Genomic DNA, 20,540 nt, shown 5'->3' on the forward strand with positions numbered 1-20,540 from the left:
ATTTTTAGCGATCGCTGGTTTTTGATCCTACCTCACCAAATCGCGTTGCTCCCAGGAGAATTCTGATTAGAAGCGGGTGAGTTATTTTTTGGTAGTGGTGCGGGGGAAGCACTACGAGATGAACGGATTGCCCGTAGTTTTTCGACTAGCGAGGGGGTAGGTGAAACGCTAGGTGAAGGGGTGGATTGCTCAGAATCGCCGCGTCGTGATTCTTGTGTAGGGTTGCTGGGAGCTTCTTCTGGGGAAGAACGACGATTACGCCGGCGCTGCTTGGAATTATAAACAGGTGCTGATTCACTTCTTGAGGTGGTGTTAGTCTCTTCACCCCTCTCTAAGTTAGGAACTTTCGCAGGTGGTTCTTGAGTTGGCTGTTCAAAAAGCGGTTTTGCGGTTGGCTGCGGCTGAGATTTGGGTAAGATGCTAGTGATGCCAAAACCTGCTGTAGCAGCAACCAAGGCTACACCTATACCAATGAATATTTGAGATGACCCCAGTTTTTTTGCCAGTACATTTTCTTTGGCGATGCCTGGGTTGGGCTGCGCCAAACCAGATGGTTTATGAATGCGATTCTGGGAAGTTTTCCCATTCCCAATTAAAGTTACTGCCTGCTGGGCAGATAAATTGACAGTTGGCACTGCATAAGTGGCTAAAGCTTGCGGTGTCATATTCATCCCATTTCCAGGTAGCAGTTGTAACCATTCAGCAACTGTCGCTGGCCGAAAACGAGACTCCACCGCCATACCGCGCATTACGGCCTGGTTGACAGCAGCACTTAAGTGTGGTTGTAGTTCGCGGGGGGAAGGCATTTGCTCGCGATCGCGCAACAATGCTGGCATAGGAACCTGTGCTGTCAAAAGTGAATACAAGGTTGCTGCTAAACCATAAACATCCGTGGCAGGGGTGCGCGGCGCTTGCGTCAAATACTGCTCAATGGGAGAATAACCCTCAGAAACCATGCCTGTGTGAGTCTGCCTGACACTGCCATTAAATTCTCTGGCAATGCCAAAATCAATCAGTACTACTTCCTGCGTTCCTTCACGAAGGATAATATTATCTGGTTTGACATCTCTATGTAACAAACCGTTGTTATGTACTACCTGCAAGGCTGCACCAATTTGCCGGATGTAATGAATTGCTGTGGCTTCAGGTAACGGTATCCCTGGTAATACAAATGCGTCTCCCAAGGTTTCGCCACGAATGTATTCCATCACCATGTAAGGCAGTCCAGCCTCGACAAAAAAATCACTAACTCGGACTATGTTTGGGTGAATACACGTAGCTAATCGTCTGGCTTCATCTTGGAATTGGCGCTCAAATTTTGCAAAATCAGGATGTTGTCGCAGCCGTTCATTGATGGTTTTCATCACCACCTCCTGACCCAAGTAGTGATGCGTAGCTTTAAATGTAATGCCAAAGCCACCCTGCCCTATTTCTTGAATTAGGGTATATTTTCCATCCTGCAAAATTGTGCCTGCTAACATAAAGAGTCCTGAGTCCTGAGTGAGCAGATAACTAGCGAGTCCTGAGTCTTGAGGGATTCCTAAAAGATTTTCCCATATTTTTGATATGGGGCAGGATTTTTGCCTGTCTATCTTACGGGATGATTTAGTTGTTGGAATCCAAGTAAGAAAGACCTCCCCATGAACACAACAGTTTTATCTTTATAGGATAACGCGAGAGTCAAGAAATCCTGAAATAGGAAACAGGCTCAATTTGTCTTCCACGCCTGTGATGTGATAAATAACACGTTACTTGCTACAATGCCAAAGAGTAATTCCGTAATTTTTAATAAGTTAAAGAAGAATTCAGAAGTCAGAATCAATAAGCGGGGGATTCAAACCCATTATCTAGAAACACCACCAAATCTCTGATCTGGTGGGGGATTCAAACCCAGTTATTCATCCACTAGTCCCACAGAATTAAATTCTGAATTCTGGCTCCTGATATCAATTCTGTATGAAGATACGCCAAATTAAATTATATGAGGAACGAACCGCAAAGAGCGCAAAGAACATAAAGAAAGAAATAAGAAAGCAAGAAAATTTGGCGTAGCTTCACAGAGAAATGGTATTAGACATAATTTTAAATGTTGGTGTAGAAAATAAGCAAACGGACAGTTTTGACTCCTCGTTTTTCAGTTTTTGGGAGAAATCTGCATTCATGTCCTGAATGCTTACTTTCTTAAAATCGCTGACCTATGCCTAGATGCACTTTGCTTTCTCCTTGGTCATTAATGCCATAGTCAGCTCGAATTAAGCCTAGTGGTGAATTTAAGCGCACTCCAGCCCCATAACCAAAACCATAGCCTGCTTTGCCTCGCACACCTGCTGGATCTCCTAATACAGTATCACCGGAGCCTAAGTCTGAAGCAAAGTCGGCAAATAAAACACCCCCTACTATTGGTAAGACAGGGAAGCGATATTCTGCGGAAGCTAACACATAACTGCGACCACTCCCTACATCTCCAGAATCGTAACCGCGTACTGAGTTGGAACCACCCAAGTTAAAGCTTTCGTAGGGCGGTAAATTACCAAGGACAGTACCAGCTTGCAGATTTACTGCAAATACTTGTGGTTGTTTGGTGTTAAATAATTGCACTGGCAAATATTGGCTGTAATTGGCTTTGAGGCGATTTAGGGAAATATTTCCTTGACCGATGGGGACAGATTGTTCTGTACTCAAACTCAAAACGGAACCTTTAGTGGGATTGAGGGGATTATCTCGTTGGTCTTTGATGGCGGTGAAGGATACAGTAGTTAGGTCGTCAACACCAGTTCCACTCGCCGATAGGGGATTGCCTTGAGCATCGGTTGGGGTAATATTACCTTGGCGATCGCGAATACTAGTTCGGGTATAGTTTAATCCTAATGAGGTATTCCAGTCGTCAATTGGTTGCTGTAAGCTCACACCACCGCCAATTTGACCTTCTCGAACTTTGTCGCCGTTAGCAAGCTTAATCTTGTCGTCAAAGGTTTCCGAAAGTTCCTGACTACGAAAACCATTCACAGTGTACCCTAAGCGATCGGGGTTAGTTATCCGATAGGGACTAATAAATTTGCTATTAAACTGCAAGTCTCGGCTACTTACACCAACATTCACACCTAAAGTATCATTAACACCATCGACATTCTGATCTTGATAGCTGATTGTACCTATTAACCCCTGATCGGCATTGTAACTACCACCCAAGTTAACACCACGCGCCCCAATTTCTTTAAGTTGGTAGACTAAATCTAGTTTTGTCGCATCTCCTTCTAAGGCAACATTCACAGTCTCAAATAAACCAGTCTGATATAGCTGTTGTATGTCTTGTTTAACTATATTTTCTTGGAAGATTTGACCAGGTTTTAGCTTGAGTTGCTGTTGCAGAAAATCTGGTTTGGTGCGTCCTCCCACGGGATTACCCTTGCTATCAATGGTTTTACCCTCGTCGTTGACAAAGCGAAACTTGATATTACTCACCAAGCCTTCAGCGACATTCACAGTGAGAATACCTTGAGAACTGGGTTTAATTGATAACACCCGTGCTAAGTTATAACCATTGTCAGCGTACCATTTGTTAATTTGTACTACTGCTTGCTGGAGTCCAGCAGGACTGATGGTGGTTCCAATTTGAGATTGCAACTGTTGTTGGGCTACTTGGTAGGTGAGTACTTTAGCACCAGATAGTTGCAGCGAGCGCACAATCACCGGTTGCACTTGATAAACTACATTCAATCCAGCCTGTGTGCTAAAGCTATTTACACTGACATTGCTAAATAAACCTGTATCTAAAATTGCAGTTACATCTTTTTGTAGCTGGCTTTGACTAGTTTCTCCACCCGCCTGGGTTTTAATCACTTTGCGAATGATTTGCTGCAATTCTTGATTGGCTCCCACTACCTGTACATCTGTAGCTGTAACTACTAAATAGTTATCTATAGCAGGGGTTTGGGGACGAGAGGATGAAGCAGAGGAGATGAGGGGGATTGTTACTGAAGAATTATTCTTGTCTTTTTGTTTTAGTGTTGCCTTGTCTACTGGTTTTAAAACTACTGTGGAGTTGTTGTTAACAGTTGTTGGCACTGGGGGAGTATTTTGGGAAAATTGTTGTGCAACTATAGTTTCTGGTGAAGCAATTGTTTCTATGCGGGTGGGAGTATCTTCAATCACTGGCACTACTAAGTTATCAGTTTTTGTAGTTGGAGTGACGGCTTTAGTAGGTGCAGCCGTTGCTTGCTGAGTAACATTAGCAGCAGCCAAAGTAGCTAAAGTCAAAATTGCAGTAGCAGAAATTTTCATAATATATAATATTTAACCTAATTAACTGAGAGTTAGTTGTACAAAGGTTCAGGAATAGGGATAAGACTAACTTCCAGCTTCTTTGCGGATTTTCCCATTAATACCTTTGTATATACAGACAGTTAGTTATAATTTTTTGTTTCACGCTAACACTACCAAAGGCTCAGATCCGCGACTTATTTAGGACTTATGATAAAAGCTTTATACGTCTTTGGCTTTGTTCCTGAATTCTGACTTTTGAATTCTTCTTTATCGCATTTTTAATAAATATTTCTGTTTATTAAGAGAAGATTAGAGTGAGAAAGGGGTTGCCAACAGTAACCCCTTTCTCACCATAATGATTCTTCTTGTTAAAGAAATATTACCTCTTGTTTCTTTTACCCGGCCCAACCTGCGCTTGAGGTAAGGCTAGGACTTTGCTGTTTCAGAAGTTCCACGACCTTTTCAGCAACACCCGTTGCTGAGGCTGGGTTTTGTCCAGTAACCAAGCGATCGCTCACCACGCTTTTTGCCTGAAAGTTTGGTGCTTTCTCTACTGTTGCACCCCGCTCAATCAACTTTGCTTCTAACAGAAAGGGTACAATATCGGTTAATCCTGCTGCTGCTTCTTCTTCGTTGGTGAAGACAGACACTTTCTTTCCGGCTACTAAATACTCATTGTTTGAAAGTCGGATGTTGACCAACCCAGCAGGGCCATGACACACCGCAGAAACTACACCACCTCGTTCGTAGATGCTTGCTGCAATGCTAGCCAACTGAGAATTGTCAGCAAAATCCCACATCGTGCCATGTCCACCCGCATAGAAGATTGCATCATATGCCGATGGTTCAACCTCTGTTGGGTTCAAAGTATTCTCCACCTGTGCTATCTTCTCAGGGTTGTTGAGAAACGCAGCGTTCGCTGGATCATTAAGATCAATCCCAATCATGGGTGCTTTCCCACCTTTGGGACTGACGTAATCAACAGTCAAGCCAGCTCGCTCGAAAACAGCGACTGGATGGCTCACTTCTGGCAAATAGTATCCAGTTTCTTTGCCTGTGTTCCCTAAGGTATCATGGCTTGTTAAAACAACTAGAACCTTCTGAGACATAAAGTTACTTCCCATTATTAAATCAAAGATTGGCATCAGATAAACCCTCAAAGAGTTTGTGTTTACCTGATATAGGACTCCTATTTGATTTTTGAAAAACCATAAGAACTAAGAGCTTACTGTATAAAGATTTAGTTCTCAGTATATTTAACAATAATCAAGTAGAATTCCTATAGCTTTATACTAACCCAAGTTACGGGTTATCAAAATCTGGGTGCTTTTCATAGAACTCAGTGCTGAGTCCTGAGTAAATTAAGAAATACTTAGCATTTTTGTACTTGGTAAAAGTGCCGACACTACTTGCTTTATGCCAAGAAAGCTGTCCACCGCAGTGGCTACCCTTGTGGGTGGTCTTTCAACTCGAAGCCGAGGCATCGGCTAAACGCTCCGGTAACGCTAACGGAGCTCGGCACTCTTCATGGCATGATATCAGCATCACTTGATACTCACAATACTTACTGCGAGGTTCTATGAATAATGTATCCCGATTATCCCTAACCTCTAACTCTCAAGCTGCAACTTCTCCTTTACACTTACTTGTATTAAGTAATGGTCATGGGGAAGATGTCATCGCAGTTCGGATTTTACAAGAACTTCAACGACAATTAAACCCACCAGAAATCTTTGCTTTACCTCTGGTGGGTGAAGGACGTGCTTACCAACAGTTGGATATTCCCCTCATCGGTTCAGTCCGCACTATGCCTTCTGGCGGCTTTATTTACATGGATGGCCGCCAATTAGCGCGGGATGTACGCGGTGGTTTATTACAACTTACCCTTACCCAGATAAAAGCTATTCGCCGTTGGGTGAGTTCTCAAAAAAAATTAGGTCATAAAAGAGCGATTTTAGCGGTGGGAGATATTGTGCCACTGTTGTTTGCAACTTTCAGTGGCGCTAACTATGCTTTTGTAGGTACGGCGAAATCTGAATATTATGTGCGGGATGAAGCTGGATTATTACCACGAAAATCTAAAGATGCGCGTTGGGAAAACTTTTCTGGTTCAGTTTACCATCCTTGGGAACGTTGGTTAATGAGTCGTCGCCGTTGTAAGGCGATGTTTGCTAGAGATGTACTGACGACGGAAACATTAAAACAATGGCCAATTCCAGCTTTTTATTTGGGTAATCCCATGATGGATGCTCTGCAACCGACCTTTTCACGCCAACAATTTTATAGTCAGGATAGCCAACAACAAGAGATAGTTCGACCTTTTGTAGTGACTCTTCTTCCGGGTTCCCGTCCGCCAGAGGCATACGCCAACTGGGAAGCAATTATGATTGCTGTATCTGCGTTGATGGCAAGTTTCCAGGAGCGAAATTCAATTTTTTATACTTCTAACAGAGTGATGTTTTTAGGTGCGATCGCTCCGGGTTTAGACTCTCATATTTTATCCCAAAGTGTCCAATCCCAAGGCTGGCGCACTGAATCAGCATGTCCTATCCAAATTGCCGATCCAAATGCCTTGACATTTAAACAAAAAAATGCATATCTACTGCTAACACAAAAAGCTTATAATGATTGTTTACATTTGGGAGATATAGCGATCGCTATGGCAGGTACAGCCACAGAACAGTTTATCGGTTTAGGAAAACCTGCGATCGCGATTCCCGGTAATGGGCCTCAATATAACCGTGGCTTTGCTGAAGCTCAAAGTCGTCTTCTAGGCTCATCTTTGATTTTAGTTGAGCAGCCAGCAGAAGTTGCCAAGATAGTACAATCTCTACTCAAAAATCCTGATATTTTGCAAATTATTGCCGAAAATGGTCTACGACGCATGGGTAAACCCGGAGCAGCACTACGCATTGCAGAATGTTTACAAGAACTATTTTGATTGGGCATTGGGAATTGGGCAACAATCAATAGTTCTTCTTCCTTTGCTTCCCCTGCTCCCTCTGCTCCCTCATCCCCTCACGCTACCAACCCAGAACGTAAAGCCCTTACAGCAGCTTGGGTACGGTCATCCGCACACAGTTTATTTAGAATATTACGAACATGGGTCTTCACAGTACCAACTGTAATGTAGAGTTTCTCAGCAATTTGCCCATTGCTACACCCAGCTACAATCAACTCCAGGATTTCCAGTTCCCGTTGAGTCAAAGGGTAAGTTTCCAAAACTTGCTCGTATTCTGATGCTAATGCCTCAATTTTTACAGTCTTCGGCGTTTTATCAGAACCTTGGCTCTCTCCAGGAATACCTTGCCGCATCTTCCGCAATACCACGTTGGCAATTGCCGGATCAATCCAAGAATTACCGCCGTGAGTCGCTTGGATCGCCTCAGTTAATTTACTGATACTTGTTTCTTTCATGTAATAAGAATCAGCACCCGCCGCGAAGGCTGCAAGTACAGCATCCTCTGTGTGATCCATTGTCAGGATCAAAATCTTGGTTGCCGATTGCCCAGTTTCAGCTTGGTGGCGTTTAAATTTACGAGTGAGTTCAATGCCATCCATGTCAGGCAAACCAATATCTACAACAGCTACATCTGGCTTTGCCGTTTCCAAAAGTTTTAATCCTTGAGTAGCATTTGCTGCTTCGCCAATTACTTTTAATGCGCTGTGAGACTGTAATGCTGCTCGTAGCCCCATTCGCGTTAAGTCATGATCTTCAATTAAAATAATGCTTATTTCATTCATTGCTACACTCGCTCTTATGCTGTTTGCATCTTTCAAAGTATTACTTTTTGTAAGCGTTATCTTTTATTTTACCAATCTAAAGATAGATGATCTTTCAACCACTCTGCATCCACCGATAGAAATAATCAACCTCCTATTTTTGAACATTTAGATAGAGAATAAATCTAGCTAGAGATATATAGATACTTGCACAATAAGTATGAAAGATTGAGGCTAATGTCAAATTGCTCCTCCTGTGCGAAAAATTCAGCTTTCAGTTGCTATGTTCCATTAGTTAATTACTATTATCTTGTATAAAGCTTACAAAAATGGACAAATTACAAAAGGTAAAAATTATCTTACGAGAAAGTGAACGATGGTTTCGAGTGATTTTCAACCAAACCTTTGGATTCATTGGATTGATCCATCTGATGGGTATCCTCATGGAAGAGAATTAGACGGCGTTAAAATTTGGTGGAATTACTAGCAGCAAAGTAATTCGTTGTCCTTCGTGGGAAGCTTGCTGGCGTGACTTTTCACTGGATGTGGAAGACCGCGATCGCCAGGAAAATACTAATACGGGTCTAGCGATCGTTAAGAAAATTGTCAAAATCTTAGGAGGTAGGATTACTTCAGATTCACAAATCGGTATAGGGAGCTACTTTTTATCTACCTGATCAATCAATTTTATGAGTATAACTACTCAAGATTATGGTGCATAACAATGCTATGCAACTCTCACCAATGACTGACGACGGTCGCTTGCTGACTCAACTACAATTGTTTTAAGCTTAGTAAAGTATTTTATTTTACTTTATATTTAGCTATGTTTGCTGTCTTCAGACCAATAGTTTTTGGTTTGTTAATTACCAAAACAGACTCATGATACAAGCCTCTAAATTTATTTATAATAATGATTAATTTTTAATTTTAAATTCGGAACGACGTGACCTTCCCTAACTTTCTAGAGATGATGGCAAAGCTCAACAAGTATTGAATATTGTGCGAAATGCCTTAGTCAATCAAGTTACAGATTTTAGATGTCCGAAAATCTTATATTTTAATTAGATAATCTCAAAAGAGGAATGTTATACATCAACCTATGTTTAGCGGCAAAAATAAAAACCGATGGAAGATACGCTGAAAATTTTGGTTGTAGATGATGATGAAGTAGACCGGATGGCAGTCCGTGGTGCTTTGACTAAAGCAGGTATTCAAATGGAACTATCTGAAGTAGCCGATGGCAATGATGCGTTTTCTATTTTAAGCACTACTGCTTATGATTGTGTTTTCCTCAGCTATCGCTTACTAAATCAGGATGGACTAACCTTAATTCAACAACTACGTTCTTCGGAAATTAAAGTTCCTTTAGTAGTCTTAACTGGTCTAGAAAATGAACAAACTGCTGTCCAATTATTAAAAACTGGTGCTACAGACTATCTCTCTAAGTCTAGAATATCTCCAGAAAACTTGGCACAAGTTTTGCGGAGTGCAATTCGGGTTTATCGGGCTGAAATACAAGTAGCTTTGGCAAAAGACCAGCTTAGAGAAAGTCATGAACAACTTATTCGTAAGAACCAAGAATTGGAGAGACAACAGCAACAGCTTCAAATGCAAAACTTCAAGCTATCAGAGGCATCAGTGCTAAAATCACATTTTTTGGCAACTATGTCCCATGAACTTAGAACGCCGATGAATGCGATTATTGGTTTTTCGCAAATACTGCTGCGTCCTAAGTTCGGTCAACTAACGCACCAGCAAGCAGATATGGTTGAGCGCATCTTGAATAATGGGAAACATTTGCTGATGCTAGTCAATGAAGTTCTTGACTTTTCTAAGCTGGAAACAGGACGATTAGACTTAAAAGCGGAAAAATTTGATGTCTCAAAGGTAATAAATCTCGCTGTAAATGAAATGCGTTCCCTAGCTGACGCCAAAAACCTCTCATTGTTAGTGCAAATCGATTTGCAAAATACTTTAGTATTTAATGATCCAGTTCGCGTCAAACAGATTTTAATTAACCTGCTCTCCAACGCCATTAAGTTCACAGAGTCTGGTGAAGTTTGGGTTGAAGTTAAAGAACTACCTGCAAATAAAGTAGCAATTATTGTTCGGGATACAGGTATTGGTATAGCATCCAGAGATTTTAAACGTATTTTTGAAGCATTTCGACAAGTCGATCAAACTCTTACTCGGAAATATCCAGGTACAGGTTTGGGTTTGGCAATTGTAGATTCACTGGTGCGAATGATGGGCGGTAAAATCTTTCTTGAGAGCAAATTAGGAGTCGGTTCAACGTTTAAAATTGAATTACCGCGCCAAATCACATTATCGGCTGTAGGAGCCGATGTACCTCTACAGGTAGATGGCGAACGGGTTGTTGGTTTTACTAAAAATCCACATCATTCATCTTATGAAGCTAGGCAAGCATCAATAGGATATCCTAAATTTAAACTATAAGTTACTTTCAAAAAAACTGATAAAAATTGATAAATTATGTCTGTAGTTGAAAATAATAAAATTTATCGCATCTTAGCAGTTGATGATACTCCAGATAATCTCATTTTGGTTCAAGCAATTTTAGAAAGTGAGGGGTATGAAATTCATTTGGTTTCAGATGGAATAAAGGCTTTGCGGGAAGTTGAACAAGCTCCACCCGATCTGATTCTGTTAGATGTGATGATGCCAGAGATAGATGGTTATGAAGTCACACGTCGGATTCGGAATAACCCAGCAATTAGTTATATTCCAATTCTGCTGATTACTGCCTTTCACGAATCCAGTGTTGTCGAAGGTTTGGATGCTGGTGCTGACGATTTTATTCGTAAACCATTTGATACTGATGAACTATTGGCAAGGGTGCGATCGCTGTTACGTCTTAAGCACAGTTTAGACGAACAACAAAAAATGGCCCGTCAACGGGAGGACTTTGTTTCCCGTCTGACTCATGATTTGCGAACTCCTTTAGTAGCCGCCGATCGCATGTTGAGTTTGTTTGAGATGGAAACATTCTGCAAAATTTCGCCGGAAATGAAACAGGCGATCGCAGTTATGATTCGCAGTAACCAAAATTTGATGGACATGGTAAACACCCTCCTTGAAGTCTATCGCTTCGAGGCAGGTAAAAAAACGTTGAATTGGGAAGAATGCGATTTACGTGAGATATCTCAAGAAGTAGTCAGCGAACTAAGTCCTCTAACTAGTGAAAAAGGGTTGATTCTGAAAATAGACACCCGTGAATTAGATCCACAGGGTAAAAACGCTGGGATTATTATGGGCGATCGCTTGGAACTACGGCGAGTGATAAACAACCTGATCGCAAATGCCATCAAATTTACAGATACAGGAGGCATCACAATCCGCATTTTTGAAACTCCACTTAATTCAGAAAATGCAGATTCGGTAACAATCGAGATCCAAGATACAGGATATGGGATTGCGCCCGAAGATCAGGCAACAATTTTTGAGCGATTTCGCCAAGGCAAACATAAACGCTCAGGTAGTGGTTTAGGGCTACATCTATCCCACCGGATTATAGAAGCGCACGCAGGAACTATCAAGGTCACCTCTGAACTAGGTAAAGGTAGTTTGTTCACTATGCAACTACCTAAAAATATTTAAGTCCTTCACGTTCACCTTCATATTTTTATGCTCTACTGCTAATCCTGACAAAGCTTCAAAGCTGGGTAAGGGGTGAATTTTCTTCCCAACTCACGGCGAATTATAGCCTCTAATTCCTCAAGCATATAGGGCTTGCTGATGTAATCATTAAATCCTGCCTTGAGAATACGCTCACGATCCTCCGTGCTAGCTAAAGCTGTGACAGCCACCACTGGAATTGTGCAAGTTAAGGGTTCAAGCTTTAGATGACGCACAACATCCATACCGCTAAGACCTGGTAATAAAATATCCAACAAGATTAAGTCTGGTTGATATTCTTTAGCTACCAGCACCGTTGCAGAAGAATCTGTTTGACAAATGAATCTATAACCCATTGACTCAAGAGCATAACTAACTACCAGGAGACTATCATCATCGTCTTCTACTGCCAGAATTAAGGGCTGGTGAGAGTTTTGCTTCTTTTCATCACTCATGAATGAATGTGCCAAATACATCTCTTCTCCAGAAGATTTTATTAAGATTCATCGTCTTTACTTGAGAGAGATAGGACTTGTATTTGATTCTTGAAAAAAATCAGTATACCCCGAAAAGCCTTCTTCCCGACTCCCCAGTAGAGACACGATTAATCGCGTCTCTTCCTACTCCCTGTATATCGCGCTTGCGCTGCGCTTCTCTGCGACACGCACTCGCGAACGCCAACGCGAACGCGCACCATGCAAATAATTTCAAAAATCAAAGCGGACTGCTATACAAACTAGGCTTACTGCCAACGATAGAATAGTACTTAGTTAGGATTGACTTGTGTTTTGCTTTTGCCTAGTTGATAATTCTAATTCATACAAAAATAGCTGAGGTAAGAAAACCTCAAGCAGATAAGTTGAGCAGATACTTTTCGATTATACGCAAAATTACAAAAGATTTTTTGTGGGCTTTGGGCGCATCCCCAAGATTGTTGTTGCTCTAGATCAGGCTTTCAGCAGGAATAATCTCGGTCAAACACGCCAGAAAAGCTTTAGTAAAGTTAGCGATCGCAGTTCCTCTTGAAAAGAAAAAGCGATTTACAACTAAACTTTCAAATGACTCAATTAATCTAATGAATGAAAAGAAGCTGTGACACATTGTGACTCTAAAATAACTATGGAAAATACTGGTATATATTGGGTATGGCTTTTATCAATGTCTTTTTCATGATTAACACCAAGCAAGTATAACCTATAAATAATTAGGGTAATTATTACTTTGCAATTTCCGAGTTTGAATTTAGATTAATCTCAGATCACAGAATATTTAGTCTAATCTTAAAAGAATAATAAATATCATCAAACTTTAGCAAGTTAGTTTTCTAAAATACCAATCTATAAATAGACCTAGCAACAAAAAACTGCTAGTACCATATATGGATCAATATTCGTATCATTCTATGGATAGTAGAAATAACTATTTTACAAAGTTATTATTCAGCCTGTTAATGCCTGAAAAACGTGTATGCGCCCTGGAATAATACCCAGGGTCTTTTTTTAGCAAAACTCAGATAAGTCAAAGATAGACTTTCATGGGAATAGAGGTAAATTGACTCTTCGAGTCATCTCCCAAGGGGAGCCAGTGGTATATCAGCTTTTAGAATATTTAGATACAGCCTATAGCAAGATGAAGTAAAGTAAGGCTCAGTCTAAATTAATCTTGGTGTAGTAAATGCTTGGTATATATAGAGGCTTGGTTAAACCAAGCCTTTTCTTATGACTGATTAAGTAATCATGTATCAGTTTTCAGAATATTTGGATACAGTCTATAGCAAGATCAACTGCTAGAAAAGTAAGTTTAAATGAATTTGGGAACTGTGCCTAAGTACTAAATATCTAAAGGTTTAGCACTTACATAAACCTTTTTTCTGATCAAATAAAGAGGAAAAAGCATCGGGAGCATCCCACTTTTGCAAAATCTAACAATCTTTCGTCATTGCGAACACAATAAAATATTAAATTTTAATATTTCATCGAAGAATAAAAACTGGGATGCACCCAAAAGCGGTTTCTAACTGCTCGTTTCGCGTTAAGTTCACACCAATGGGCAATGCCATGCCCCTACGATAAATCTATGTGTACCAGGATTTTCGTGAATTGGTATAACTAGCTGATTGCAAAATAATCATCAAATTTATGCGCTAATTGCATTACCCGGATTTCCAATGGCTCCATAGATGCGATTCTAATATCAGGGAATAAAGATGGATACCCCTGGTGTTGACCAGGGGCTTTTTATTTAGCTGTAAAGTACCATCGCATTGTTGAGATCGAAGCGCGATGTCTCTTGACTAGCCGCTTATTCTCCAGTCAAAGGTAAACAGCGATGTCTACGACGGGCTATGACGCTCGCGGACTCGCTACCGCTACGCTATCAGCGTCGCTATTTTCCGGTAATGTAATAAATATTACATATTATATCTAATTTTTTAGCTCCTTCATCTGAATTATCTGCCAATACGAGCAAGTAAGCGCTGAAATAAACCTTCTTGAGCTAATTTTTCAGCATCAATACATGCTAATAAGTTCCCTGCAAGAATCTCTGAATTATAAGAATTCCTGATTTCTTTCCTAAGATAGGGTCTGATATACCAACACAAAAGCTCAGTAAAATCATGGCCATGAATTTTATATCGTATTTCTATCAGTTCTTTTGCACGTAATTCTTCAAGTTTAGTTATGAATCTCGATTCCTGTGAGCGATTACCATTGCTATTTAAATATTTAGTAATGAAACTTTTTAAATCGAACTGAACCTGGTTATTATTTCTATTAAATTTACAGCAGTCGCCAAACTTTTCTAGCCATCTCATATTTAATTCAAGTGCTTCATTGGTAGCCCTAACTAAGAATAAATCCTCTAATACTCTAGACACTTGATTAAGTATTTCACTAGCTTTGGGCTGAGACAAACGTAGTCCTAAACGCAGGGATTTATCTAAAACAGCCTCGTTAAATAAGTACATCTCCAGACACGAATAATCAGTAAATAATAGTAAATCACACTGATACTCTTTGCCAAATAGCCAATCAAAATCCTTATCTGCAATACATGTAATATGTAGAGGAGTTTCTAAGAGTTTATCGTGTATATGTAGGGCAAGGGCAATAACACGACTTCGGATATTGTCTTTTAATCCTAGTTCAAATAGTAATTGGGCAGGAATTTCAACTGTATCAATTTCATAAACAGCGAAATCCTGAAGTTGTTTCTCTTTTAAAAACCATTCTATCAATAGCTTATCTGTCTTACCTTCAACATATATATCACACAGTTCAGGCTCAAATTTATATCTACTTACAAGTTCCTCAAGCGTGCGTCGTGTTTCATTCTCCATTTCTCAGTTATTTCTCCATCTTCACAAGCTTAACGACATTGTTGTTGTACTGAGAAAGTAATTCAATTGAATGAGTAGCTAATATAAATTGAACTTGGCTTCCTTTTGTCAGTTCAAGCAAGGCACGAATAAGTTGACGCTGCCATTTGATATTTAGTGATATTTCTGGCTCATCAATAATAAAGATTGTTGCTTTATCTCTCGCCGTCAGAGTATTACAAAAAAGTAGTAGGAGTTGCTTTTCTCCTGAAGAAAGCGTTTCTGGAGATAATTCTTTTCCTTCTTCAGTAAATATTTTTAGTCCTTCTCTGACATGTAATCTTATATATTTATCACGAAAAAATAATTTATTGATTGTCGTTTCAAAAATGGTCAATAAATTTTGTGTATCCTGGAGAGCGTCAAAACGTGCCGCTACACTATCTAAGTATGGGTTTAAAACTCTTGATATAATCGAGTAATCAGCTTGAGCATTAGATTGCAGTATCTGAACAATTTTCTGAGCCTCCAATGGTGGCATTAACCCAAAGCGAGAAAAATCTTTGCTGCGATTCTCATGAGCTTTGAGTTCTTCAATTAGCATTGCAGATGATTGTGGTAGTTCTTCAACTATCTTGCCTGAACTTTGAATAATTGTTAGAATAATTTGTTCATATATACTATGAACATTTTCTGCCCCCTGGTTAGCGCCTCTTAACGCCTGTTCACGAATCCATTCTTCAGTTCTATGAATAGATGTTTTAAGAGCATGTTCTCTATTTATACTATATTTGTCTTCAAGTGTATTGCCAATGCTTGATAATAGTATTCGGCTTATTTTTTTTTCATCTTCTCTATCTTCAGTTTCAAAAATATCACTATCTAAAACTCTATTATCGCCTAATAAAAATAAACTTAATTGAAGTTGCGAAATATTCTTATAAAAGTCCTCTCCTGGTAGCTTATCTTGTATTCTTATGATGCGATTATCAGACTCAGTATGAATATCTTCAGTAAAGATAATGTTATTCCCTTGTAAAAGCTGAAGTCGAAATGAGCCAATTAAAACATTATTTTCTCGACTAGCAATAATACTTGTTCTACCAGCAAGAAAAACTGAAATTTTGGCAAAAGGGGTTTTAGCTAAAAAAGTGCGATGACCGCGATGGTTACCTGTTGAGAGCAGATGAAATAAGAGCTTAAGGATAGTCGTCTTACCAGAACCATTGTCACCATAAAGGATGATTAGTGAAGAATCTATGTGAGGATTATGATCTTTTTTGACCAAAGTATATGTATACCTACCAAAGAGTCGTTCTACTTCAATGCGAACTACTGATAGCGGAGGACTAGCTGTGTTTATATCGAGCATCTGCATAAAAATTGCTGTTCCTTATTTGAAGAGATAGGGTTGTAAAAGCTGAAATTTCTTTTACTCCCCTAATTACACTTTATCGTTCAATCCGGTAGCAATAAACTCTTGAACTGCATTTAGACAAATTTAGCTGCAATAATTAATTGCCTTTGATTAATTCACATCCCTTACGCCTTAAACGTCAATACCGGACTCAACCGCGCCACAACGTCTACCATTTCTGCTTCAACCTGCACATCAATCACAGACTGAATCGGTTTGTAGGCGATGGGTGCTTCTTCAATTCGGCGTTCTTGACGCAGGGTGATGCAGTTTACCCCGGTTAATTCCAGTTCAGCCTCACTTTGAGATGCACCTCTGCGGTTGAGGTCGAAGCGAGAATGAATTCTTCCCGCCCCATGTGAGGCAGAATTACAAAATGCTGGATTGCCTCTACCCACCATCAGATAAGAATAAGCACCCATTGAACCAGGGATAATCACTGGTTGCCCTACATGGGCTGGACTTGCACCCTTGCGTGTTACCCATCCCTGACCTTCTGGCAAGGTGATGTTATGGGGCAAGTCATAAACTAGAGGTGCTTCCACATCTTTGTATACTTCTCGCAAACGCAGACGTAGCAGTTCTGCTAATAACAGGCGATTGACAAACCCATAGTTAGCAGCAGTGGCCTCAGCTTGCAGGTAACTGGCGACTAGTTCGGGGTGAGAATAAGTAGAGAGAGGAAAAATCTGAGAATCAGGGTACTTCATACCTTTTTGCCAAGTCGCCTTAGCTTTATCTCGCCAGATTCCCCCGATATACTTACCCACATTTCGGGAACCAGAGTGAATCATAAAAGCTAGCTGTCCCTCGCGCACTCCCCAGGCGTGGGCAAGTGTGCGATTTTCGACTTGATCAACCCGTTGCACTTCTACAAAATGATTACCGCCGCCAATGGTTGCCAGTCCGCCATCGCGTACCAGTCCAGCATTGGGAACCAATTCTTCAGGCGCAAGTTTCCAGTTACCATCCATTGAACCACCTAAGAAGATGCGTTCGCTCTCTTGGGCAAGTTGTTGCAAATCAGACTTGATTACACTCCCGGTAGCCCGATCTAGCATGACATCCAGCCAACCGGGAACTCCGTACTGAAATAGCGATCGCATTGCGTCAGCAGTCATCGTCACATCACGCGTACCGAAGAAATAATCCCCCTTCATTTGTTCTACGAATTGGTCGCGCTTTGACATAAATTCGTCAATTGTCAAATCAGCAACGTGCAGGCGCATTCCACAATTGATGTCAGAACCGACAGCGCCAGGGATAACCTGACCCACAGTTTCCACAATTGAACCAATGGCAACACCCGCATCACCTGGGTGAAAGTCAGGGGTGGCACAGGCACGACAAACGCATCCACCAGATGGGTGGCGGACGCTTGCCAAGTTTGCTAGCTGCTTCAACGCCTTAGCTTCTACGGGGAAGCCTTCTGGCAGTAGCACTTCTGCTACAGGGGCATCAGGAGAATTAACTAAACGAACTGAATAAGTGCGATTGTTATAACTTACATCCAAACCCTGCCGCTCTAAAGCACGCAGGAGACGTTTCAAATTTTTTGGCTGCATGAAAACTCCAAGTAAAGCCTTAAAAAAGACTCTTTGTTGTGAAGAAATTAGGAGACTTGGGTTCAGCAGCCGCGTCTCAAGTGGTGCGGAGGGTCATTTTCCCAGAATTGTAGGGAAAACAACAGGTTATATAGCCTTAATAACACACACTTTCATTGGAAAACAAGTTTTTTGTAGTGTTTTGTATTTTTAGCTGTTTATGTACTACATTTGTAAAGAAATTTGAAGTTTTTCGCTAAACTTTTAAAATTCTCTAGACTCTCCAGTCGGCTAGAGAGTCTAGGATAAATTCAAGGCAACTCTTAACCAGAAATTTCTGACTGTTGACGGATTTCCCTCAGTCATCCACTCTGGTTTGGCTAGCTTTTCCACTCTATCCCGTAAATCTATGACTCTCCAACTCACAGTTCCCAACATGGCTTGTTCTGCTTGTGCAAGTACCATCACCAAAACACTTCAGGCAGTCGATGCCAATGCTAGCGTTCAAGCTGATCCAACAACCAAGCTTGTCAGTGTAGAAACTCAAGCATCAGAAACAGCAATTAAGGAAGCGTTAGCTGCTGCTGGCTATCCAGTTGCTTAAAGAAAGGGGATTGAGGACTGGGTACTGGGAGATTTGAGGTTTTGAAGTGAATGAACAAGTCCCCAATCCCTAATCCCTAATCCCTAATTCCCAATCCCTAATACCCAATTCCCAGCATGGATACTCTCACAGTCAAACTTCGAGGTATGAGTTGCGCCGCTTGCGCCAATAACATCGAAAAGGCAATTCGCTCTGTTCCTGGGGTAAGGGACTGCAACGTTAACTTTGGAGCAGAACAAGCCGCCATCAAGTACGATCGCTCTCTAGCTAATTTAGAGAAAATCCAAGCTGCGATCGCATCTGCGGGATACTCTTCTTACTCACTCCAGGAAGAATTGCTCACCGAAGAAGATGATGCAGAGATTGCGAGTAGGCAAGCATTACAACGCGAACTCTCCGTGAAGGTAGCGGTGGGAGGTGTAATCAGCATTTTCCTATTTTTGGGGTCGTTCCCCATGATGACTGGGTTGAATTTACCCTTAATTCCCAGCTTCTTACAAAATCCTTGGGTACAATTACTGCTAACAACCCCCGTCGTGTTCTGGTGTGGTGGATCTTTTTACCGCAATGGCTGGAAATCCCTCAAGCGTCATACGGCGACGATGGACACGCTAATTGCTTTGGGCACAAGTGCAGCGTATCTATATTCTTTGTTTGTCACTGTTTTCCCAAAATTTTTTATTGCTCAGGGCTTGATACCTCATATTTATTATGAAGTTGCCGCCATTGTCATTACCTTAATTTTGTTAGGGCGGTTGCTGGAAAATCGCGCTAGGGGGCAAACTTCTGAAGCCATCCGCAAACTCATCGGATTGCAAGCTAGAGATGCCAGAGTCATCCGTGATGGAATAGAAATTGATGTTCCCATCGCCGAAGTCAGAATCAACGATGTGATTTTGGTGCGTCCTGGTGAAAAGATTCCCGTAGATGGTGAAGTGATTACAGGCGCTTCGACGGTAGATGAAGCGATGGTGACGGGTGAAAGTTTGCCAGTCAAAAAGCAGCCAGGAGATGAGGTGATTGGGGCGACAATTAACGGTGCAGGTGCTTTTCAGTTTCGGGTGACACGAGTCGGAAATGATACGTTTTTGGCTCAAATTGTCAAACTAGTGCAACAAGCCCAAGGTTCTAAAGCACCAATTCAGCGCTTGGCAGATCAAGTTACAGGATGGTTTGTACCAGCTGTGATTGCGATCGCGATCGCCACTTTTGTCATTTGGTTTAATTTCACTGGCAACCTCACCCTAGCAACAATGACAACGGTAGGTGTACTGATTATCGCCTGTCCTTGTGCTTTGGGTTTAGCTACCCCCACTTCTGTAATGGTGGGGACAGGCAAAGGTGCAGAAAATGGCATTTTGATTAAAGGCGCGGACAGCTTAGAACTAGCACACAAAATTCAAACCATCGTTCTAGATAAAACTGGCACTTTGACTCAGGGTAAACCTACGGTTACAGACTTTGTAACTGTCAACGGCACAGCTAATGGTAATGAAATCAAGCTTTTACAGTTAGCAGCAACGGTGGAATACAATTCTGAGCATCCTTTAGCAGCAGCAGTGGTGAAATATGCCCAGTCTCAAGAGGTGAGTTTAACTAAGGTAAACAACTTTCAGGCTAATGCAGGTAGTGGTGTTCAAGGAGTTGTTTCAAATCAGCTTGTGCAAATTGGTACACAACGCTGGTTAACAGAACTTGGAATTAACACCATAACTCTCCAGCAGTATAAAGATGACTGGGAAGCGGCTGGTAAAACAGTCATTTTGATTGCTGTAGATGGCGAACTACAAGGGGTAATGGGTATTGCCGATGCCCTCAAACCTTCCTCAAAAGCAGTAGTTAAAGCCTTACAGAAGTTAGGTTTAGAAGTAGTAATGCTTACCGGAGATAATCATAAAACTGCTGATGCGATCGCAAGACAAGTTGGCATCCAGCGAATCTTTGCTGAAGTCCGTCCAGATCAAAAAGCAGCGATTATCCAATCCCTTCAAAGAGAGCAGAGGAAGCAGGGGGGGATGAGGAAGCAGGGGG

At 41.2% G+C, this 20,540-nt stretch carries 14 protein-coding genes; 5 read left to right on the forward strand and 9 right to left on the reverse strand.

Annotated elements, in window-relative coordinates; translation table 11 throughout:
- Nucleotides 1-32 precede the first annotated feature (32 nt).
- From ACFE90_RS21680 to ACFE90_RS21690, 3 genes are all read right to left on the reverse strand, one after another.
- A complete protein-coding gene (locus tag ACFE90_RS21680; protein WP_375504173.1) occupies nt 33-1,481 on the reverse strand; it encodes a serine/threonine-protein kinase in 1,449 nt (482 codons plus the stop codon).
- Nucleotides 1,482-2,181: 700 nt separating this feature from the next.
- The gene (locus ACFE90_RS21685; protein WP_375504175.1) at nt 2,182-4,281 is read right to left on the reverse strand and encodes a BamA/TamA family outer membrane protein; all 2,100 of its coding nucleotides are present in this window, start codon (nt 4,279-4,281) and stop codon (nt 2,182-2,184) included.
- 377 nt (nt 4,282-4,658) lie between these two features.
- Nucleotides 4,659-5,372: a type 1 glutamine amidotransferase domain-containing protein gene (locus ACFE90_RS21690; RefSeq protein ID WP_375504177.1), complete on the reverse strand. Its 714-nt coding sequence runs from the start codon at nt 5,370-5,372 to the stop codon at nt 4,659-4,661.
- A 470-nt stretch (nt 5,373-5,842) separates the two neighbouring features.
- Here ACFE90_RS21690 and ACFE90_RS21695 point away from each other — a divergent pair, with 470 nt between their 5' ends.
- Nucleotides 5,843-7,204 carry a lipid-A-disaccharide synthase-related protein gene (locus tag ACFE90_RS21695; protein ID WP_375504179.1) on the forward strand — a complete coding sequence of 454 codons (1,362 nt, stop codon included), beginning with the start codon at nt 5,843-5,845 and terminating at the stop codon, nt 7,202-7,204.
- A gap of 77 nt (nt 7,205-7,281) precedes the next feature.
- On the opposite strand, the gene ACFE90_RS21700 is transcribed toward ACFE90_RS21695, so the two are convergent.
- Nucleotides 7,282-8,007: a response regulator transcription factor gene (locus ACFE90_RS21700; RefSeq protein WP_322647907.1), complete on the reverse strand. Its 726-nt coding sequence runs from the start codon at nt 8,005-8,007 to the stop codon at nt 7,282-7,284.
- Nucleotides 8,008-8,440: 433 nt separating this feature from the next.
- Entirely contained in the window at nt 8,441-8,596 is a 156-nt protein-coding gene (locus ACFE90_RS21705; RefSeq protein ID WP_375504181.1) for a hypothetical protein, read from the reverse strand.
- Nucleotides 8,597-9,114: 518 nt separating this feature from the next.
- Between ACFE90_RS21705 and ACFE90_RS21710 the strand changes: the two genes are divergently transcribed.
- Together ACFE90_RS21710 and ACFE90_RS21715 are read left to right on the forward strand one after the other, a co-directional pair.
- Nucleotides 9,115-10,446, forward strand: a complete 1,332-nt coding sequence (locus ACFE90_RS21710) for an ATP-binding protein (protein WP_375504184.1) — start codon at nt 9,115-9,117, stop codon at nt 10,444-10,446.
- A gap of 36 nt (nt 10,447-10,482) precedes the next feature.
- Entirely contained in the window at nt 10,483-11,607 is a 1,125-nt protein-coding gene (locus ACFE90_RS21715) for a response regulator (RefSeq protein ID WP_375504186.1), read from the forward strand.
- 38 nt (nt 11,608-11,645) lie between these two features.
- Here ACFE90_RS21715 and ACFE90_RS21720 read toward each other — a convergent pair whose 3' ends face one another.
- The 4 genes from ACFE90_RS21720 to ACFE90_RS21735 all read right to left on the reverse strand — a co-directional run bounded on the left by ACFE90_RS21720 (nt 11,646) and on the right by ACFE90_RS21735 (nt 17,926).
- The gene (locus ACFE90_RS21720) at nt 11,646-12,101 is read right to left on the reverse strand and encodes a response regulator (RefSeq protein WP_375504188.1); all 456 of its coding nucleotides are present in this window, start codon (nt 12,099-12,101) and stop codon (nt 11,646-11,648) included.
- A gap of 1,973 nt (nt 12,102-14,074) precedes the next feature.
- Nucleotides 14,075-14,965 (reverse strand): hypothetical protein, encoded by an 891-nt coding sequence (locus ACFE90_RS21725; protein WP_375504190.1) that lies wholly within the window; start codon nt 14,963-14,965, stop codon nt 14,075-14,077.
- A gap of 7 nt (nt 14,966-14,972) precedes the next feature.
- The gene (locus tag ACFE90_RS21730) at nt 14,973-16,322 is read right to left on the reverse strand and encodes an AAA family ATPase (RefSeq protein ID WP_375504192.1); all 1,350 of its coding nucleotides are present in this window, start codon (nt 16,320-16,322) and stop codon (nt 14,973-14,975) included.
- 164 nt (nt 16,323-16,486) lie between these two features.
- Nucleotides 16,487-17,926: an RtcB family protein gene (locus tag ACFE90_RS21735; RefSeq protein WP_375504194.1), complete on the reverse strand. Its 1,440-nt coding sequence runs from the start codon at nt 17,924-17,926 to the stop codon at nt 16,487-16,489.
- Nucleotides 17,927-18,314: 388 nt separating this feature from the next.
- Here ACFE90_RS21735 and ACFE90_RS21740 point away from each other — a divergent pair, with 388 nt between their 5' ends.
- Together ACFE90_RS21740 and ACFE90_RS21745 are read left to right on the forward strand one after the other, a co-directional pair.
- Nucleotides 18,315-18,509, forward strand: a complete 195-nt coding sequence (locus tag ACFE90_RS21740; RefSeq protein WP_094350009.1) for a heavy-metal-associated domain-containing protein — start codon at nt 18,315-18,317, stop codon at nt 18,507-18,509.
- Nucleotides 18,510-18,625: 116 nt separating this feature from the next.
- Nucleotides 18,626-20,540: heavy metal translocating P-type ATPase (locus tag ACFE90_RS21745; RefSeq protein ID WP_375504197.1), on the forward strand; the 1,915-nt coding region annotated here is incomplete at its 3' end.

Source organism: uncultured Nostoc sp. (assembly GCF_964245445.1).
GTDB lineage: Bacteria > Cyanobacteriota > Cyanobacteriia > Cyanobacteriales > Nostocaceae > Nostoc.

Coding starts and splice junctions, on each gene's coding strand:
- ACFE90_RS21680 (WP_375504173.1), bottom strand. CDS start 1,481: ATGTTAGCAGGCACAATTTTGCAGGATGGAAAATATACCCTAATTCAA.
- ACFE90_RS21685 (WP_375504175.1), bottom strand. CDS start 4,281: ATGAAAATTTCTGCTACTGCAATTTTGACTTTAGCTACTTTGGCTGCT.
- ACFE90_RS21690 (WP_375504177.1), bottom strand. CDS start 5,372: ATGTCTCAGAAGGTTCTAGTTGTTTTAACAAGCCATGATACCTTAGGG.
- ACFE90_RS21695 (WP_375504179.1), top strand. CDS start 5,843: ATGAATAATGTATCCCGATTATCCCTAACCTCTAACTCTCAAGCTGCA.
- ACFE90_RS21700 (WP_322647907.1), bottom strand. CDS start 8,007: ATGAATGAAATAAGCATTATTTTAATTGAAGATCATGACTTAACGCGA.
- ACFE90_RS21710 (WP_375504184.1), top strand. CDS start 9,115: ATGGAAGATACGCTGAAAATTTTGGTTGTAGATGATGATGAAGTAGAC.
- ACFE90_RS21715 (WP_375504186.1), top strand. CDS start 10,483: ATGTCTGTAGTTGAAAATAATAAAATTTATCGCATCTTAGCAGTTGAT.
- ACFE90_RS21720 (WP_375504188.1), bottom strand. CDS start 12,101: ATGTATTTGGCACATTCATTCATGAGTGATGAAAAGAAGCAAAACTCT.
- ACFE90_RS21725 (WP_375504190.1), bottom strand. CDS start 14,965: ATGGAGAATGAAACACGACGCACGCTTGAGGAACTTGTAAGTAGATAT.
- ACFE90_RS21730 (WP_375504192.1), bottom strand. CDS start 16,322: ATGCAGATGCTCGATATAAACACAGCTAGTCCTCCGCTATCAGTAGTT.
- ACFE90_RS21735 (WP_375504194.1), bottom strand. CDS start 17,926: ATGCAGCCAAAAAATTTGAAACGTCTCCTGCGTGCTTTAGAGCGGCAG.
- ACFE90_RS21740 (WP_094350009.1), top strand. CDS start 18,315: ATGACTCTCCAACTCACAGTTCCCAACATGGCTTGTTCTGCTTGTGCA.